Origin of the sequence: Aureispira sp. CCB-QB1 (assembly GCF_000724545.1) — a bacterium.
Lineage (GTDB): Bacteria > Bacteroidota > Bacteroidia > Chitinophagales > Saprospiraceae > Aureispira.
Genome location: NZ_JHBV01000025.1, coordinates 59,154 through 75,819 on the forward strand (window position 1 = coordinate 59,154; position 16,666 = coordinate 75,819).

Annotated in this window: 9 protein-coding genes; 6 read left to right on the top strand and 3 right to left on the bottom strand. The window is 35.9% G+C overall.

The window, feature by feature from the left end; genetic code table 11:
* Window positions 1-303: 303 nt before the first annotated feature.
* Window positions 304-1,434 carry a hypothetical protein gene (locus CG11_RS12410; RefSeq protein WP_052596633.1) on the top strand — a complete coding sequence of 377 codons (1,131 nt, stop codon included), beginning with the start codon at window positions 304-306 and terminating at the stop codon, window positions 1,432-1,434.
* Between the two features lie 305 nt (window positions 1,435-1,739).
* Here CG11_RS12410 and CG11_RS12415 read toward each other — a convergent pair whose 3' ends face one another.
* On the bottom strand, window positions 1,740-2,171 hold the full coding sequence (locus tag CG11_RS12415; protein WP_052596634.1) for an ATP-binding protein: 432 nt from the start codon (window positions 2,169-2,171) through the stop codon (window positions 1,740-1,742).
* 609 nt (window positions 2,172-2,780) lie between these two features.
* Window positions 2,781-4,127 carry a sigma-54 dependent transcriptional regulator gene (locus CG11_RS12420; RefSeq protein ID WP_052596636.1) on the bottom strand — a complete coding sequence of 449 codons (1,347 nt, stop codon included), beginning with the start codon at window positions 4,125-4,127 and terminating at the stop codon, window positions 2,781-2,783.
* Window positions 4,128-4,820: 693 nt separating this feature from the next.
* Here CG11_RS12420 and CG11_RS12425 point away from each other — a divergent pair.
* Window positions 4,821-10,028, top strand: coding sequence for a PAS domain S-box protein (locus CG11_RS12425; protein ID WP_052596637.1), 5,208 nt, complete (start codon window positions 4,821-4,823; stop codon window positions 10,026-10,028).
* On the opposite strand, the gene CG11_RS12430 is transcribed toward CG11_RS12425, so the two are convergent.
* Window positions 10,025-10,807: a sugar phosphate isomerase/epimerase gene (locus tag CG11_RS12430; protein ID WP_052596639.1), complete on the bottom strand. Its 783-nt coding sequence runs from the start codon at window positions 10,805-10,807 to the stop codon at window positions 10,025-10,027. The genes CG11_RS12425 and CG11_RS12430 overlap by 4 nt on opposite strands.
* A gap of 277 nt (window positions 10,808-11,084) precedes the next feature.
* Here CG11_RS12430 and CG11_RS12435 point away from each other — a divergent pair, with 277 nt between their 5' ends.
* The 4 genes from CG11_RS12435 (at window position 11,085) to secDF (ending at window position 16,598) form a co-directional block, all read left to right on the top strand.
* Window positions 11,085-11,387 (top strand): hypothetical protein, encoded by a 303-nt coding sequence (locus CG11_RS12435; RefSeq protein ID WP_052596641.1) that lies wholly within the window; start codon window positions 11,085-11,087, stop codon window positions 11,385-11,387.
* Window positions 11,388-11,394: 7 nt separating this feature from the next.
* Window positions 11,395-12,393 carry a UDP-N-acetylmuramate dehydrogenase gene (gene murB / locus CG11_RS12440; RefSeq protein ID WP_052596643.1) on the top strand — a complete coding sequence of 333 codons (999 nt, stop codon included), beginning with the start codon at window positions 11,395-11,397 and terminating at the stop codon, window positions 12,391-12,393.
* 210 nt (window positions 12,394-12,603) lie between these two features.
* Complete coding sequence (locus CG11_RS12445) at window positions 12,604-13,047, top strand: hypothetical protein (protein ID WP_052596644.1); 444 nt, start codon at window positions 12,604-12,606, stop codon at window positions 13,045-13,047.
* A 407-nt stretch (window positions 13,048-13,454) separates the two neighbouring features.
* Window positions 13,455-16,598, top strand: a complete 3,144-nt coding sequence (secDF, locus tag CG11_RS12450) for a protein translocase subunit SecDF (protein ID WP_052596647.1) — start codon at window positions 13,455-13,457, stop codon at window positions 16,596-16,598.
* Window positions 16,599-16,666 lie beyond the last annotated feature (68 nt).

A 16,666-nucleotide genomic window follows, 5' to 3' on the forward strand; every position in this document is an offset into this window, starting at 1 on the left:
TTCGTTGAAACCACGAAGTAGCAGTGTAGCTAACTACTAACTAAAGTAATGTAGAGAAGAAAAGACAAGGGGCTAATCCTTTACTATTAAAAGTGAATTCAAAAGGAATGCCAAGACAAAACAGAGCGAAGGACATTCTACTTAAAATATAATAATTATATTTGTAGTAGTGGCTGGCAAGACCTGTTAGACTGCTTAGCTTAGCTTGGCTGGCTTTATTTATGGAATTTCCCATAGGGGGTTCTACGTTCGCCATGATTAGGAGGTTTCAGTAGGCTATTCTTAAACATCAATTTTATTAAAATGAAAGTAAATATAAAAAATATCTTAATTGTTCTAAGTGTGTCTTTTTTGTGGAGTTGTGGAGAAGATTACTCAACAATTGATAAAAATGTTACTTTCCCTAAAGCTGTTGTTCAGCCAGATGGTGTTCGATTTGATTATTTGATGTATGATAACGATTATAATTGGGTGCCCCAAAATGGAGATCCAACAGAATATGGCAATGAGCATAAGCAGTCTGAATCTTCAGGACTTTATTTTAAATTAAGTAATAAGCGGGCGTTTGGTCCAGGTGTAGATGCTACTGTGCAAGGGGAGAAAGAAGGGGAGTGGTATCGTATTTCTTTTGCGTGCATGAAACCTTCAAAAGTAATTGTCAAACCTGAGGATGTAAAAGGAATTCTTGTGGTTAGTTTTGAAAGAGGCGATTCTGTGTTAAATTATACAACTTATCCAATTCAAGATTTACTAAAAGAACAAAATAAGCAGTTTGTTGATAAATGGGAAACACTGTCTGTTTGGTATGAGGTGCCTAAGGAGGTGCAAGAAGGTGACCGTTTGAAAATTTACCCTTGGAACCCTGTAGGTGGAGATTTGTACTTAGATGATTTTACTGTAGAAACATGGACAACAAAAGCACTAAAGCCTGAAGGTGTGATTTGGAGTCATATTGTTACAGAGCAAAATTATGAAACGAGCGATTTGGCAGGGCAAACAACGAAAGAAACAGCAGCAAGAGGTTTATTCTCTTGTGTCTTGTCTAGTCAAGAAGGCAGAGCACAATACGGCAAAGGATATTCAGGAATGTTGGCATCTGCCAAAATTCAACCTGGTGATTATGTGAAGGTTGCTTTTGCTGGGTTAAAAAAACACCACGTAAGGCAAGTAGCCAAATCCGCTAATATGGTTGTTTCTTTAGAACGAGATGGCAAGCAGTTGTTTTGGGAAGGGTTGGCAATAGACCCTAGATTAAAAAAAGGAGATAGACAGGCTTATGGAAAATGGGTGAACTTGGTGATGTGGAAACAAATACCTGAAGATGCTAAAGAAACAGATGTTCTTAAAATTTACCCTTGGAATAATAATTTGGATCCGATTTATATAGATGACTTACAAATAGAAGTTTGGAAAAAAGAAGGACAGGGTGAGTAGAACTCTATTTTTATTAACATCAATAGTTCGTTGAAACCACGGAGTAGCAGCGCAGCTAAACTTTATTGGTTTGATAATCAGCAAGTTGTGTCTTTGTTGTGTTTTGTGTTAAAATTTTGATTATCAACTGCGCAGCACTCACGAAGTAAACTAATATAAATGTGCTTTTTTATCTTTTTGGTAACTAAGCTTGCGATCTCACGAGCGTAGCGAGCTAAAAAAGTAAAAAACTAAGCTTGCGCCCTCATGAGCGTAGCGAACTAATCAACGACCACGAAGTAGCAGCGCAGCTAACTACTATAACATTAGACCCGATTCTTGCACATAAAAACAGTATTTAATTGGTTGTCTCGTTGATAGTAGTAGGTGTCCATACATTTTCGTACCAAATGCAGTCCTAGGCTTCCGATGTCTTCTAGAATAGAGTGTTCTTTACGAACTTGATTGGTAGGAAAAAAAGGGTTGAAAGCTATTCCTTTATACTGCAATTCTATGATTAGCTTGCCAGTATTGGATAAAGAAAATACTAGATCAATAGCTGTTTCTTGGGATTTGAAAGCTGTATAATCTAAAATACTAGATAGGAGTTCTTTGATGGCAATATTAATTTTTTGAATGACAACAACAGGTATTTCATACATATTGGCAAATTGCTCTAAACTAGAAATAGCTTTTGTAGTTTCTAAAGAGGAATATATGGTTATTTTTTTCTTAGAGATAGTTTTTTGTGTATCCATGTTATTCATAGCCATTAAATACAAATAAGAAAATTAAGCGGGCTTAAGAAACTCTATTTTTGATAAGAAAAGGGCTGATGATCCGGGGGGAATCATCGCCCGAGTAAAATTGGAAGTGATTAATAACTTTTTCAAGTTATTTGGTTTCATAGCAACTTACATGGTCTGCTACACTTATATGTGTTGGGGGAATAAAATTAATCTTAAAATGCTTGAAATTAGTACGAGTACTATTTTTCTATTTGATTGATGATAGGCTTAATGTTAAACCTACATAAATTGTTGCAAAAAGAATGCAACTGATATATGAGTTATTTTTACCATAATACTAAACTGTCCTACGATTTAGCACCTCAAAAAGAATCCCCATTCTATTTGGTAAAACATCAATCTACCAGTTGCACTTAGTCTAAAAGTTCCATTAAACTAACTATCAATATAAAAAGGATAGTTGCTCTCTATAAGTATAAAACCGAGCCAAAAAATAAAAAGTTGAATATTAGTCTTTTATGTATTTTTGTTGGTGGAATTTAATCCATCTGGTAGACAAAGGTGTTTCTAGTAGAGACATTTTGGATAAAAAAAGTGCTTTAAAATAACAAAACGGCATCAAGAGTCTTCTTTTAGCAATTTGTAGATGGTAGAACGTCCAATTTCTAACTTTTTAGAGACCAAAGTGACATCATTATTGTGTTTTTCTAAATAATGGCGAATAATTTTTTTAGTATAATCTCGCATGGTCATTTCTCCATCAAGCAAGCTAAACCGCTTTTGTTTACTTCGTAGTTGTAAGTGCTCTTTTTTAATTTGCTTTTCGTCGGAGAGCACCATTGCTAGCTCGATGATAGATTTTAGTTCTCGAACATTACCAGGGAAGTTATAATTTAGCAAAGCATCTTTGGCTTCTTGAGATAGTGTTTTGACTTCTACCTTATTATCTTTGGCGTAGTTTCTTAAGAAATGTTTGCTCAAAATAAGAATATCATTTCCACGATCTTTTAAAGGCGGGAGTTTGATAGACAAGCCGAGTAGACGATAATACAAATCTTCTCTAAAGTTGCCTTTGTGCACTTCATCAAAAAGATTTTTGTGCGTAGCCGTAATAATTTTTGCATTAAACTTGATGGATTTATTTCCTCCAATTCTAGTAATTTCTTGCTCTTGCAAGGCTCTGAGCAATTTAGCTTGTACAGACAAATCTAAATCGCCAATCTCGTCTAAGAACAAAGTTCCTCCATCTGCCAATTCAAATTTGCCTTGTTTGGTTGTGATTGCACCAGTAAAAGCTCCTTTTTCATGTCCAAATAGCTCACTTTCTATGAGTTCCTTAGGAATGGCAGCCATATTGACAGCAACAAATCGCTTTTTTCTTCGAGGAGAATTGTAATGAATACTTTTGGCAATAACTTCCTTGCCAGTGCCTGTATCTCCAGTGATAGAGGTAACAATATTGCTTTGGGCGGCTTTTTCTGTTAATTTACAAACTGCTTTGATAGCGGGGCTTTGCCCTATAATATCACTAGAATTAAATTGTTTGGCAAGTTGTTCTCTTAAAACACCAACTTCTTCTTTTAATTGGATATTTTGTTTGATCAATTCAACAGAACTTCGAAGTCGTTCCTTCATGCCTGTATCTTTAGTAATATAGTCGTTTGCTCCTTGTTTGAGCAGGTCGATAGCAGTACTAATATTTTTCTGTCCAGATAGAACAATCACCCTAATTTCAGGATTGAATTGTTTGATTTTTTGAAGCACTTCGGCTCCGCCCAAATCGGGTAAATTGTAATCCAAAGAAATGAGTTGAGGTTGTAAATGAAGATGGTCTAGGCAGTCTTGCCCCGTATCAAAAGTATGGACCTCATGTTCTGGATTACTTTCCATAACATATTTGATTAAACGTTGCTGCATTGGGTCATCTTCAACAATAAAAATCCGAAGACTACGACTGTATTCCATTAAAAGTGCTTTTTTTGATGCAAGAAGAATGATAATCAAGAACTCATGCTACACAAAACAATTAGACATCAAGCAATTGTTTCTAAAATTATTAGAAAACATGTGAACGAAACATAATCCTAGAGAATTGAGGCGTGCAAGAAACAAAGAGCACAACTAATGTACCTAGAGGGACGCTTAGGATTTATGACCAATATGGCTAAACATTCTTTATGCTTCTATTTTATTTAACAATTAATTTGGTGATGATGTCCGTTGAATGATTGACTAAATAAATAGGCAACTATTACAATTGGTTTAACTCTAATAAACTTTACTAGTTTTTAGTATAGTAATTAGCTGCGCTGTTACTTTTGGGACGTTCATTATTCCTTTTGGTTAAGAACAGCGCCTTAGTGCCACTAGCATAAGCTAGTTTGGCAAACTTAGCTAGTTATGTTGTTCCGTTGTGGTTTTAATGACCACAAAGTAGCGGTATCGCCAACTATTTTTAGTAAGCAAATAGTGTTTTACCAACTGATTTAACTCTATCAACTAGAGTAATTGTGTTTGTATTGAGAGGTACAATATACTCCTTTTTACCAAAAAACTATTGAAGCTTGTTTCTTTTTCTTATTGTCTTTTGTTTGAATATTCTGTAACTTAGTAAGAATTACAAAAACACCTTGGCGAAAATTGTTTTGAGTCAATAGCATGGAGAAACATATGATAGGTTTTAAAACAAGCGATTTTAAAAAAAAGGCTGAAGAAACATGGGCTTCAAAGTATCGGGAAGATGAATTTCCCAAAGACCCTGCTATTCTTCAACACTTACTAAAAGAAGCACAGATTCGGCAAATTGAATTGGAGTTAGAAAAAAAAGAGCTACTACAAATAAGAAGCTTGTTGAAAGAAGCAAGTCAAGAAGCTCAAGTTGGCGTATGGGAATTAGATGTGTCGACTGAAAACATAGATTGGAGTTCTATTATCAGTGCAACTGGTGAAGAAGCTAGTGGAATTGCCTTGAATATAAAAAATGTTCTCAACCTGTATAAGGAAGGACCAGCAAAAGAAAAGATGCAATATTTGGTGCAACGAGCCATTAAAACTGGAGAAGGTTATGATGTAGAAATTCCTTTGATTAACCAAAAAGGAGAGGAGGTTTGGATTAGGACTGTTGGCAAAGCTGAAATGAAAGATGGCAAATGTGTTCGTTTGTATGGTGTTTTTCAGGATATTACAGAACGTAGGATTGTGGCAGAGCAGTTGGCTAATAATGAAGATTTGTTGTCTTCTATACTTAATACTTTGCCTATTGCAGTATTTGCCAAAGATGTTAATAATGATTACAAGTTTTTATTGTGCAATCGAGCTGCTGAAAAATTGTTTAATACCGCTCCAGGAACTTGTATCGGAAAGACTGATTACGACTTGTTTTCTAAAGAAGAAGCAGATTGGTTTAGAAAAAAAGATATTGAGGCAACTGAAAAGGGAGGCGTCATTGATGTTCCAGAAGAAGTCCTTCATGGTGATTCTGACCCCATTTTATTGCATACTCAAAAGACAGTTGTTCGAGATGTAGAAGGAAAACCCTTGTTTTTAATTGGAGTAGCAGAAGATATTACCGAAAAAAAAGCTTCTGAAAGATTATTAAAAGAGACGAATGATAAATTTAAGGCTATTTTTAATGGCTCGAATGATGCGGTTATGCTGTATACATCGGGCAAGTTCTTTGACTGTAATTCCAAGACCTTGGAAATGTTTGCTATTAAAAATAAGTCGATCTTTTCGAAATTAAATGCTTCTGCATTATCGCCAGAATTTCAACCTAATGGGAAATGCTCATTTAAGGCTGCTAACGAAAAAATAGCGTATGCTTTTGAGCATGGGGCTTGTCGTTTTTACTGGCTTCACAAGCGAAGTACAGGAGAAGTTTTTGATGCGGAAGTATCTCTTTCGGCTATTTTTTATAGAGGAGAACGAGTTATTCAAGCTGTTATCAGAGATATATCTGAGGAAAAATCAGCAGAAAGGGCATTACAAAAGTCAAAAGATCAATTGGAAACGCTTTTTGGGTTGTCTCCTGATTTTATGTTTAAGAGTCGTATTAAAGATTTTAAACTAGTAGATATCAATCAACGAGCTTGTGAGTTTTATGGTTATTCCAAAGAAGAATTTCTAGAACTAAACTTGCTGGATATTGAAGTCCATTCGGCAGAGCATCACTTTAGAGATACCATGTATGATGCTTTAGAAATTGGTGAAGTATTAGAAATAGAAGGAATCCATAGAAAAAAAGATGGCTCTACTTTTCCTGTGTTTGTGCGTGTTTGTAAACTAGACGAAGAATATGAGTTGGCAACAATAACAGATATTACGGAACGAAAAAAACAAGAGGCAGAATTACAAAAATTGTCTTTTGTGGCTCAAAAAACAGATAATGCGGTTATTATTTTGGATGAGCAGGTGCGTATAGAGTGGGTCAACGAAGGTTTTGAAAAAATGACAGGTTACACTTCTGAAGAGGCGGTTGGTAAAAAAATTGGTGTATTGTTAGAAGGGGCAGACTATACAGAGACTTTTGAAGAAGAATTAAAAGCAAATGCTACTCAAAACAAAGCATCTCTATATGAAATACCAGGTTATAAAAAAAATAATCAGTTGTATTGGCGATCAACCTCGATTACGCCTTTTTTGGATAGTGATGGATTGTCTAAATATATTGTTATTGAAAGTGATATTACGGAACAAAAACGGATTGCTGATGTCATAAAAGAGCGAGAGACATTGGCTGCTGCAAAAGAGCTGGTGGAGCGTAGTGAGAGAAGGTTGGCGGAGGCACAAGGCATTGCAAACATAGGATATTGGGAATTAAATCACTTGACTGGGGAGGAAATCTGGTCGGAACAATTGTATCATATTTTTGAAACTAGCCCAGCTCTTATCACTCCTAGTGAAGCCAATTTCTTGCAACATTTACACCCTGAAGATAGAGAAAGAGCGCATGCTTCTTATTTAGAATTGGTTAGAACCCAAAAACCGTATCATATTACTTATCGTTTGTTGTTACCTAATGGCAAATTAAAATATGTCAATGAGCGTTGTCGAGCCGAATTTGATGAAGAAGGACGTCCTTGGCGTTCAATTGGAACGATTCAAGATATTACCGAGCAACGGATAGGAGAAGATAATTTGAGAAAATCTCTAAAAGAAATCCAAGACTTAAAGTATGCATTGGATCAGTCTGCAATGGTGTTGACCATTAACAAAGATGCCAAAATAATGACTGCAAATGCTAATTTCTGCTCATTGTCCAAATACACAGAAGAAGAACTTATTGGCTGTGATTTTCAAATGACAGATTCTAATTATCATTCTAAGTGGTTTCTTCAAAATCTTTGGGAAACGGTCGAACGAGGGGATGTTTGGAAAGGAGAATTAAAAAACAAAACGAAATATGATTCTTATTATTGGGTCGATACTGCTGTTGTTCCATTCTTAGATGAGCAGGGCGTTGTTTCTCAGTATATTGTTATACAGAGAGATATAACTGAAAAGAAACGTTTGGAAGAAGAGTTGGAGCAAAGCAACGAAGCCGAGTTTGCTAAATTGTACCAACAACAACAGTTGCACATAGCAGAAATAGAGGAACGCAGCGCAGAACTAGATCGCTTCTTTAACCTGTCAATTGACATGATTTCTGTGGTAACACCAGATGGTTATGTCAAGAGAATTAACCCTGCTTTTTCAAAAGCTTTAGGATATACTAAAAAAGAATTATTTGCTCAACCCTTGTTAGATTTAATTCATCCTGATGATGTAGAAAATACTAGGAAACAGTTTGTTCGCTTGATGGAAGGGGAGGATATTATGAATTTTGAGAATCGTTGCCGTACTCAATGTAATGAATACCGTTGGATGTCTTGGCGTATTGTTCTAGATAAAGAAAAAGAGTTGATTTATTCCATTACTAGAGATATAACAGAAGAGAAAAATGCTACTAAGAAAATTGAAGATTTGACTTATACGCTCAATCAAACGGCTATTGTGATGATTGTGAGTAGGGATGAGAAAATTGTTTCTGTAAATGATAAATTTTGTGAAATATCAGGTTATAACCGAGAAGATGTCATTGGGCAACACCATGAAATTCTGGACTCATTTCATCATTCGGATACTTTTTGGGAGGATTTAAGAGCGACGATTGAGTCTGGAAAAATTTGGCAAGGAGAAATCAAAGAAAGGGCTAAAGATGGTTCTTTTTATTGGACGTATACCTCTAGTGTTCCTTTCTTGAATGCAGATGGTGAAGTGACTCAGTATATTGTTATACAGGCAGATATTACAGATCGGAAACAGCTAGAAGAAGATTTGAGACAAGCCAAAGAGGAGGCAATTAAAAATGCCAAAATCAAAGAAGATTTCTTGGCAAATATGAGCCATGAAATCCGAACACCAATGAGTGGGGTATTAGGTTTTTCTAGATTATTACTACAAACTTCAATGGATACAACACAGCGCAATTATGCGCAAAGTATTTATAGCTCAGCCGAAAACTTATTGGTTGTTGTAAACGATATTTTGGATGTTTCTAAAATAGAGTCTGGAAAGTTTCAGTTGGATGAAGTAGCCTTTGATTTGAGGAAACGAATAGAAGACAGCCTTAGTATTTTGAGGGTAGACATCGAGAATAAACAATTGAAGTTGATTGTTGAAGTAGATGCTCAGATTCCTAAAAAGGTATGGGGAGTGCCCGACCGCCTTTCTCAGATTTTGATTAATTTGGTGGGAAATGCTGTCAAATTTACAAAAATTGGTTCTATTTACTTAACCGTAAAATTGGTGGATCAACATCTGTTTTTTGAGGTGAAAGATACTGGGATAGGTATCGCCGCAGATAAATTAGACGCTATTTTTGAGACCTTTACGCAGGCAGAAAGTTATACAACGAGGGAGTATGGTGGTACTGGGTTGGGACTCAGTATTTCTAAGAAATTGGTTTTGTTAATGGGGGGAGAGATAGGAGTAGAAAGTAAATTAGGAAAAGGCTCTATTTTTTATTTCTATTTGCCGTTTAGGGCAGCAGCTGATAGGGCTTTAACATCAGAAGAGAGTGATGCCGAACAATTTGCTCTGGAGCCTCAACTAGGAGAAAATTTAAAAATATTGGTTGTAGAGGACAATTTAGTCAATCAAGAACTTGCATTAATTTACTTAAATATGCTGCACTGTGATTGTGATTTGGCAAATAATGGCGAAGAGGCTTTGGTGAAACTTTCTGAAAACTCCTACGATTTAATTCTGATGGATATACAAATGCCTAAAATGGATGGCATTGCTGCTACTTTAGAAATTAGAAAAAGAAAGATAATCACTCCAATTATTGCCATGTCTGCACATGCATTGAGCAAGGAAAAAGAAAAGTGTTTTGATATAGGAATGAACGACTATATTGCGAAGCCATTTAAAATAGAAGAATTAAGAACGATTATTATAAAGCATACACACAAAAGGCTAGAGCACCCTAAACGGATTGCTAATACATCCAATACCTTAACAAAAACAACTGCCGCAAACGAAAAAAAATATCAGAATCATTTTGAGCATTTGTTAACTGTAACAGATGGTAACGAACAGTTGGCAAAGGAATTATTACTTTTATTTAAAGAGGAATTATCGAAATTTTGCCAAAATATGGATTTGGCTTTTGATAAAAATGACCGTTCTGTTATTCGTAAGCATTTGCACAAAATAAAACCAAATTTAGAGTTGTTGCACTTAGACGATTGGTACCAAATCTGTGATGGTATTAGCCAGCTGTTGGATACGGAAACCTCTATGGGTACTTTAAAAAAACAGTATCAGATGATGAATGCTGCCGTACCTGATTTGATGGCAGCTATTGAGAAAGAATTGACCTAAAATCCAAGTGCTCTTAATGCCTCTAGAGAAAGTAAAAAATCTTCTCGATGAGCGACCTCTATCACTAAATAGGGAGGCTTTTCTAAAGCTTGAATAGCTTCGAAAAAACCATCAAAATTGACACTTCCTTTGGTAAAGGCAACGTGTTGATCTATGGTGCCGTCATTGCTGTGCAAATGGATATACGCCAAGTGATCGCTATATCCTTTGACCCAACTCAAGGGGCGATTTTGAGCTTTGGTAAAGCAATGACTATGTCCTGTGTCATAACAGGTTTTGAAATTGGGATGGTGGAGACGATCTAAAATGCCCCCTATAAAACTATGATCTTCTTCTTGCGTATTTTCAAGGTGAAGGCATAAATCGTGTTGCTCTATTTTGGGAATAAATGTTTTCCAAAATGCTACTTGTTTATCTATCCAAAAATCTTTGTATCCTAGTCGTCGAGAGTGGCTGTAGTTGGTATGAAAAACCAGTTTTTTTATACCTAATTGTATAGCTATATCCAAAGATTGATTGATTCTGAACCGACTAACCTCAACAATTTTGGGATCTCTTGCGGTCATAGATAAATCGTAAAAAGCTCCATGCATGGTAATAGGTTGCGTAAAATCTTTTAGCATAAGTTGATATGCTTGAATTTGCTGTTCTAAATCTGGCGCTTCTAATGACGATGGGTAAGAAAAATAAGACAGCTCAATGCCGACGTTGGCATTTTCCAAGCGGGTTAGAACTTCAGGAGTGACTTTTGCAACAGAAACTAAAAGCGGAATTTTCATGGTGGTATGATTTGGAAATTAAATTCAATAGTTGAGTAGCGTTGTTACTAGGTTATAAAGTTATCAATAATTTTTTCAAAAAGAACCACAATTTTCTACTTAAATACTAAGGCGTTGCTTTTGCAATGAATTATAATGTATTGAAAATATAATACTTAAAAAGGAATTAGAACCTACGAGTACTTTTATAAGGAAGTTATTTTTTAATCGTCTCTTATTGTCGTAATTTTGTGAGCTATATCATTTGTGGAAACAGACCACAGACAAACCAACTATTATGCAAGACACACTTATTACAATAACAATCGTAACCTTTGGCTTTTTATTAGTTGCTAATGTGTTTTTTAGAATAAAAACATTTAGAACATTTAAAAAACTCGCAGAACAAGGAGTTATGTTTAGCAAAGAGCACGTCCTAAGCAAAGAATTACTAGAACGTGAAATTATCTCCAAACATCCTGATAAAAAGGAGTTAATCTTGTCTCATGTCAATAGTATGAAATTATCCATGCGTATTTCAATGCTTTGTATGGTTGTATTAACTATTTGTGGTGCCGTTTTGATGTACTACAGAAAATAAGCAATAAATGAAAAAAAATGCTTCTTTAAAGAAATTACACACGTTCGGTTTAGAGGTACAAGCAGCAGATTATATTTCTGTTGCTCACGAAACTGAATTGCGAGAACTATTGCCCTTGCCTAAAACCCATTTGATCTTAGGTGGAGGGAGTAATATGCTTTTTACAAAGGATTTTGAGGGCTTGGTTATACACAATAAGATAAAAGGGATTGAGGTTGTTGAAGAAAATGAAGAACAAGTATTGGTTCGAGTAGGCGGGGGCGAAATTTGGCATGAATTGGTGCTTTGGGCAATTGAGCAAAATTACGCAGGCTTAGAAAACCTATCGTTAATACCAGGTTCCGTTGGTGCTGCCCCTATTCAAAATATTGGAGCGTATGGCGCAGAGCTAAAGGATGTATTTGATTGTTTGGAAGCTATGAATTTAGAGACAGGAGTAATAGAAACGTTCGATTTTGAAGATTGTGGGTTTGCGTATCGGGAAAGTATCTTTAAGGGAACTTTAAAAGGAAAGTATTTTATAACAAGGGTGTTGCTGCGTCTATCCAAACAAGCTACATTTAATATCTCGTACGGTGCTATTCAAAAAGTACTAGAGGATACACAAAGCCCTTTGTCTATTCGTTCTATCAGCAATGCTGTGATTCAAATTCGAACTCAAAAACTACCTGATCCTAAAGAAATTGGCAATTCAGGTTCTTTTTTTAAAAATCCTATTGTAGAAATTGCTGTTGCCAAAGCGTTACAAGAAAAATACCCCTCTATTCCTGTATATCCTGTTAATAACGATTTTAATAAATTGGCTGCTGGGTGGTTGATTGATCAGTTGGGGTGGAAAGGTTATCGAAAAGGGGATGCAGGAGTGCATCAACATCAAGCATTGGTTTTGGTCAATCATGGAAATGCAACAGGTGAAGAAATTTGGGCGTTGGCAAAAGAAATACAAGCCTCTGTGCAAAAAGAGTTTGGTATTTTGTTGGAGCCAGAAGTAAATATTATAGCTTAAACCCCAGATCTATGAGTGAATTAACACGAGGACGTAGCTTCGGATATGTGCTTGGTTTAGCTTTTTTACTACCTAAAGAAAAAAATCAATGGCGTATTAATTAAAAATACAGCAAATTATACCCAGATAAGAACATATTTTTCTAATTTTGCAGTTCATAAGGATATTATATGTTAGTATTAATAACAATATATAAAAACTAGTAATACTTTGGACAATAATTTTTCAACAAACAAGACACTCGCTCAATTATTTGTGGGGATTATCGCTGTTGCGTTAATCACGTCTCAGTTTTGGTCTTGTTCAACAGCCCAAGGGATTACTTACATAAACACAACCGTAGAAACAGACGTAGAACAGGATAGGGGACAAGACGTGTTGTTGTTTAAATTGCTTTCGCCTGTAATGCCCGAAGATGGGCAGCAGATTACTAAAAGAAGCATTACCGATGCAAAAAATGTAGACCAAAATCAACCTTTGGTTACCATTCAATATATTCCTGTGCTGGCTTATTTAGAAGGTCTCCCCTTCATTCAGAATGTCAGCCCTTACTCTCTCAAGGATATTCAAGCACATACACCAAATATTGTCTTGTCTACTCCTAAGCGAGGTCCTCCTTGTTCTAAGATGTCTTCGATTAAGTTCGAAGCATAGATACAAAAGAAAAGTACTCTATTGCACAGCATGTTCTTATTCTGTAAAGTAAGCTAAATATGGCTATGAAACTGTTTGAACGAAGGATTAATCCTATTAAAAGCTGTGTGGAGTAAAAAGCAGGAATAACTTATAAAAAACAGAAGAAGGGAATGGCTAGACCATTGCTAAAGTTTAATTATTTGAGGAGGCAGAAGCCCTTAATTAAGGAGCTGATAGACTATGTTTTGTCTAGTTTTTTATAAGCCAATTATTTTAACCATACTTAAAAAAATCTATATTTGCACTCAATTTGCCCAAAGCTACTGAGCAGGGTAAATTGAGCACAATATTGTCAACTTGCTTAACAAACTAAAAAAAGTCAAGTTTGGCGCAGAACAAATTTTTAAGACAAATTATAAAAAGTAATGCAAGGAAAAGCACTGATTAAATTTTTTACAGGCGTAGCATTATTGGTAGTTGCCTATCAATTTTTGCTTTGGTTCCCAACAAGAAGCGTGGAATCTAATGCAGACCAATATGCAGCGGCAGCAGTTTCGCAAATGCCTGATTCAAATGTTAAAGAAGAACGTAGAGATTCGTTCCGTAATGCTTATTTAGATTCTGTTTCTAACAAACCTGTATTTAGCATACCGTTTGTTAAAAGCTACAATTATCAAGAATTAAAACAACAACAAATTGCTTGGGGATTAGACCTTCAAGGTGGTATGAGTGTTGTTATGCAAGTAGATTTGCAAGAACTAATCATTGCATTGTCTGGCAAAAGCAGCAATCCAGAGTTTTTAAAGGCATTGGATCAAGCAAAAATAGCACAACAATCTGCACAAACAGATTATGTGACGTTGTTTGGACAAGAGTATGAAACGTTGACAGATTACCCTTTAGCGCGTTTGTTTTCTGTAAGTGAGCGTTTGAAAGGGGAAGTAACTGTAAATTCTACAAATGAAGAAGTATTGACAGCTATTCGTAAAGTAGCTGCTGAAACAGTAGAAAGCACATACAATTTATTGAAAAAACGTATTGACCGTTACGGTGTTGCGCAACCAGTTGTTTCTTTAGATAAGAATACAGACAGAATTACAGTAGAATTGCCTGGTGTACGTAACCCTAAGCGTGCTAGAAAATACTTGGTTGCTACAGCTAACTTAGAGTTTTGGGAATTGCACCAAAATGCAGATATCCAAAATGAGTTGATTACTTTGAATGAAACGCTAAAAGAGCAACAAAAAATAAAAGAAGGATTACAAGATACTACTTCTAAAGTAGAGGAAGTGCCAACAGTAGCAGAAGAAACGCCTGATTCAACTGGTTTGGAAGGTGATTCTACTTTGAGTGATTTAGGAAGCTTGGAAGGAGAAGGTGATTTGGCAGGTGATTCTACAGATATAGGACCATTGTTCAAAATCCTACAATTGAATTTTGCTCAGAATACTCAACAACTTTCTGGTGTAATTGGTTATGCAGAATTGTCTAACGTAGCAGCAGTAGAAGCTATGTTAAAAAGCAAAGCAGCTAAAAAAGCGTTGGGATCAAAAGCTAGATCAGTTCGTTTTGTATGGGATGCTAAGCCATTTGAAAGTACAGATGGCAAGAATTTCTTGGCACTATATGCTTTGAATACAAAAGGAAGAGACAACTCTGTTTTGAGTGGAGAGCGTGTGGTACAATCATTCCCAACACCAAACCCAACAGGTAGCGGTTTTGCGGTATCGTTGAGTATGGATCAAGAAGGAGCTCGTATATGGAAAAAAATGACAACAGATAATGTTGGTCGTCAAGTAGCCGTTGTTTTAGATAATAAAGTATACTCTGCTCCTAATGTAAACGAGCCTATCCCTAACGGAAATACGTCTATTTCTGGAGGATTTGAAGAAGTAACAGAGGCAAAAGATTTGGCTAATATTTTGAGTATTGGTAAATTGCCTGCAAGACCAGAAATTATTGAAGAAGCAGTTGTTGGACCTTCTTTGGGAGCAGCTACTGTATCAGCTGGTATTTGGTCATTGGTAGGTGGTTTTGTTTTGGTACTACTATATATGTTGGGATATTATGCAATGGCAGGTGTAATTGCTGTAATTGCTTTGTTCTTAAACGTATTCTTTATTTTTGGTTCTTTGGCTTCATTTGGTACTGTGTTGACATTGCCAGGTATTGCGGGTATCGTATTGACAATTGGTATGGCAGTGGATGCTAACGTAATTATCTTTGAGCGTATTCGTGAAGAATTGAGAGGCGGTCAAGATTGGAAAGCTGCGATTACAAAAGGATTTAGCCATTCGTATTCAGCGATTTTGGATGCTAACATCACGACATTGATTGTAGCGGCTATTCTGTACAACTTTGGTTTAGGACCAATTAAAGGTTTTGCGACAGTATTGATTATTGGTGTTGTTTGTTCAGTGTTCTCTGCGGTATTGATTGGTCGTATGATCTTTGATTCTTACATGGAAAGAAACAAAGAAGTAACGGTATGGGCTAGTTGGTCTAAGAATATTTTGGCAAACCCAGGAATTGATTTTGTCAGCAAGCGCAAAATTGCTTATGGTATCTCTGGATTGGTATTGACAGCAGGTATTGTTTCTATTTTAAACAACGGTTTTGAATTAGGGGTAGATCTACAAGGAGGTCGTTCTTATACGGTTCAATTTGCAGAAAATGTAGATGCTTCGGCTTTCAAAACAGAAATTGAGAAAGCATTTGCGACCGTAGAAAAAGACAAGGAAAATGTCAACAAAACAGTTGTAAGAGAGTTTAGCAAAGCTACACAAGCTAAAATTACAACTTCCTTCTTGCAAAAAGAATTGGAAATAGATGCAGATTCTGTTATTTTAAGAAAAGTGTACGAAGGAGCAAAAGCATATTCAGGAAACGATATTAGTTATGAAGATTTTGCAGCAGGAGAACCTGCAGAAGGCGGTCAAGCTGGCGGATTCTACTTGAGTGCATCTTCAAAAGTTGGACCTACTATTGCCGATGATATTCGCAATTCAGCTGGTTGGGCAGCAGGTTTGTCTTTGATATTTATCTTCTTGTATATCTTCTTGCGATTTAGCAGATGGCAGTATAGTGCTGGTGCCTTAGCAGCATTGGTACATGATGTTCTGTTTGTTTTGTCAATCTTCTCTATTTTCAAAGGAATTTTACCATTCTCATTAGAGATTGATCAAGCATTTATTGCCGCTATTTTGACCGTAATTGGATATTCTATCAACGATACGGTGGTTGTATTTGACCGTATCCGTGAGGTAGGAAGAGATATGCAAGACAAAGCTTCGTTCAAAGAAATTGTCAACATTGCTGTTAACAATACAATTAGCCGTACTTGTATTACGTCTTTAACTACCTTGTTAGTAGTTTTAATTTTGTTCCTATTTGGAGGATCTGGAATTAGCGGCTTTGCTTTTGCATTGTTGATTGGTATCCTTGTTGGTACGTATTCTTCTATTTTTATCGCAACACCAGTTGTTGTAGACACAACAGGAGATCGCAATATTTTTGATGCACCTGTAGAAGAAGAAGTAAGTGCAGAAGATGAAACGCCACAGGTTTAAGTAACGATTTAAAGGTTCTTGTCTAAAAAAACAATTGTTTTTATAAGGTCATAACCTTTATCCGCTTG